Origin of the sequence: Aliivibrio logei, from assembly GCF_001691055.1 — a bacterium.
In the GTDB taxonomy this organism is placed as follows: Bacteria; Pseudomonadota; Gammaproteobacteria; order Enterobacterales; family Vibrionaceae; genus Aliivibrio; species Aliivibrio salmonicida.
This window is the reverse complement of record NZ_MAJU01000042.1, coordinates 1-3,060: the sequence shown is the minus strand read 5'-3', so window position 1 is coordinate 3,060 and position 3,060 is coordinate 1. Positions and strand designations below refer to the sequence as shown.

Genomic DNA, 3,060 nt, shown 5'->3' with positions numbered 1-3,060 from the left:
TAATTCTGTGGGGCACACCAATGATAGGTATATGAATGGAATTTAAATTTTCACTATATAAAAAACATGAATTCTTAGGGCTTTGGGAAGATCCAGAAACCCCAGGGAAAAAAGTGGTTGGTCTACTGAAGTATGATCCCATTGAAGGTATTTCTCTAGAACTCGAAGACAGCTTTAAAAGGCAGTCAAACAAATTTATACGTGGTATTGCCTCTGGTACAGAGATTACTATAGTCAATTGTTTTGCTTCGACATGGAATGGATCTGAGTTTAATTTTGGATTGAAATATGCTCCTTCACATATTAATGCATCTGTTGTACTTATTGGTGCTAGTGTCAGAAACTTTCCTGATTTTTCGGTCGAACAGTTTTACTTTAAAACAGACGACATAAAGCAATGGAGTCAGATAAGTGGGTTTGAAGGAGCCTTGCCTTATCCGGGAGAGAAAATAAAAGAAATTAATTTCAATTATAGGCTTTTGGAGCCTACTCTTTTTTTTGAAAGTGACAGGGAAAAAATCTACTTGGGAACTAACTTAGAAGTAGCTAGAAATTTCCCACACTCAGAGGATCCAAACTTTAAAGAAACCCACTATTTCAGAATCGATGGATTAAGTGATTTTGAAGAGTGCAATAAGCATATAACCACTATCAGCCGTTTTTTATCTTTCTCTACAAGGAATGATATCAATATTGAATATATTTCGGCTCGGGCAAATGGTAATTCGGTTAGTATTTTAGAGAAACGTCAATCAATAATTTTAGGCTTCAAGGCTAAAAATATGGAACTCGCAAGAATGTTTTTTTGCTTGCCTAGACACAAAGATAAAATCAGCCAGTTATACTCATCATGGATAAACTTTACCGATTCTTGTACTGATTTCATCGACTTGTATTTTTATAACCCATCGAATTTATTAAGTGATGTTTTTCTAAGATCTGCACAGTCATTAGAAGAAATACATAGGTATAACAATAAAGGGAGTGATAAATTTGGTTTTAAACGTCGTATTGAGAGTTTATTCGCTGAGTTTGATTATGTTATGAATTACACTGGTGAAAAAGAAAAGTTCAGTCAGTTAATTCAAGATCATCGAGACTATTTTTCACATTGGTTTGAGAAGAAACGTCATTTAATATTGGATGATATAAAGTTGGAATGTTTAGCAAGAGATGCTAATTTATTGTTTGAACTTAGCATACTAAAAAACTTAGATTTAAATCAAAATGAAATTGTACATGCAGTCATGCACTGTCAAGATTACTCTCTTTATTTGCATTGGAAAGGTCCTGAATATCTTGGACATTTTCCAAGAGAAATCCAATGGAAAAATGATGACAAAGAAGGTGAGTAAAAGCATATAACAAATGCATCAACACGATTTTCTACATTCGGCGTTGTCAGTTTGCCTTTAGTTTCAGTGATTAAGGCAGTAAAATTCAACTAAGCCTGTATCGTAGCAAACGTGTTATGCAGGCGTTATATGCTCTAGAGGGAAAAATGATAGATAGAGTTGACTATATATTAAGGCTAGAAGAACAAGCCGAAGGCGGCAGTAGAATTAATCCAGTAATATACCGAGCATTGATTGGTTGTTTGGATATTAAAGAAACATCAGAATTATTAGTTTACTCGATTGAATATAATCTTGTTATACGAGATTTAGTTAATAGGAAAATACATTTTGATCTTTCTGGAGGTAAAAAGTTCTGCTATGAAGAGTTAGCGAGTAAAATTCTAGATATTACGAAAAATTCTCGATATCAGGTTGCATTGAGCTCAGTAATGACATTAAGTGTTATTCTTCCTTATCTAAAACTAGAAAAACAACTAGAGATTTTAGTTGTTTTAGCTTTGTCTGAACGGAAATTGTTTCGTAAGAGAGCGTATAAATTTATTAAAGAGCACTACAGGAAAGATTATCAAGGTATCTTAATTGCCGCGTGCAGTGAGTTCGAAGATCGCGAAGTTTGCGACATAATAATCGAGAACTTTGAATCAGAGCTATTAATTGAAGTCCGCCATTTTCTTGTCGAGTTATGTTCTCATGATAGTTATGTACCCAAGCTATATATAAAGTTTAGTGAAACTGCACCTGAACTAATCGATGAATTACTTGAATATAATTCTTGTTCATATTGTTATACATTGTATAAGTTGGGTTGGCCTTTAGAGTCGTCAATATCTACGGAGTCTCTAACTAAAAATACCCGAGATTTAGAGTTTCTTATATGGTGTCTAGGTCGATTAGGAGAATGGGAGCGAATTATAGAGATCTGTGAGCTCCGTTAAACGCATATAACAAAGCCATCAACACGATGCTTATAACATTCGGCGTTTTTGGTTTAGAGTATAATTGGTTTTGAAAGTTGGTCGTCAGCACGTGTTATGGCGGCGTTATATTTTTCCACGAAATTTTGAAATGGTAATGGATTACTTATGAAAATTGATACTAACAGTTTGAATTTACGAGATTTAACTAAGGATAGCTTTTATGCTGTATGCTTACTTTCAGTTAAACCTGAGCAGGTTAATCATGTAGATTCAAATGCCATTTCTATTGCTGAAGCTTCATTTTCTGAAAGTGCTTGGTTCAAAGGTATTTATCTTAATGATATAGCCATTGGTTTCGTTATGGTTGATGCCAAACCAAATAAAAATAAGTATTATCTCTGGCGTTTTATGATTGATGCAAAGTATCAAGGTTTTGGATTAGGTAAGCGCTCAATTGAGCTGTTATTGATTGAGTTAAAAAATCAATTTGGAGCATCGCAATTAACAACGAGTATTGTTTCAAGTGAAAATAGCCCATTAGGGTTCTATGAAAGTTTGGGTTTTCGATTATCAGGTAGCCTTATCGATGGTCGTGAACGAGAATTGATTTTAAGTTTCTAGCACTAGATTAGATAAAAATATAACAAATGCATCAACACGATTTGCTACACTCGGCGTTGTCAGTTTGCCTTTAGTTTCAGTGATTAAGGCGTTAAAATTCAGCTAAGTATGCATTGTAGCAAACGTGTTATGCAGGCGTTAGCTGCTGGTGTGCCCCACAGAAT

At 34.3% G+C, this 3,060-nt stretch carries 3 protein-coding genes; all 3 read left to right on the top strand.

Features of this window, described 5'->3' with window-relative positions:
• The first annotated feature begins 35 nt into the window (after positions 1–35).
• The 3 genes from A6E04_RS20670 to A6E04_RS20660 all read left to right on the top strand — a co-directional run bounded on the left by A6E04_RS20670 (position 36) and on the right by A6E04_RS20660 (position 2,896).
• Positions 36–1,355 (top strand): ApeA N-terminal domain 1-containing protein, encoded by a 1,320-nt coding sequence (locus tag A6E04_RS20670; RefSeq protein WP_065612279.1) that lies wholly within the window; start codon positions 36–38, stop codon positions 1,353–1,355.
• A gap of 116 nt (positions 1,356–1,471) precedes the next feature.
• Positions 1,472–2,293 carry a hypothetical protein gene (locus A6E04_RS20665; RefSeq protein WP_065612278.1) on the top strand — a complete coding sequence of 274 codons (822 nt, stop codon included), beginning with the start codon at positions 1,472–1,474 and terminating at the stop codon, positions 2,291–2,293.
• 147 nt (positions 2,294–2,440) lie between these two features.
• On the top strand, positions 2,441–2,896 hold the full coding sequence (locus A6E04_RS20660) for a GNAT family N-acetyltransferase (RefSeq protein WP_065612277.1): 456 nt from the start codon (positions 2,441–2,443) through the stop codon (positions 2,894–2,896).
• The last annotated feature ends 164 nt before the right edge of the window (positions 2,897–3,060 follow it).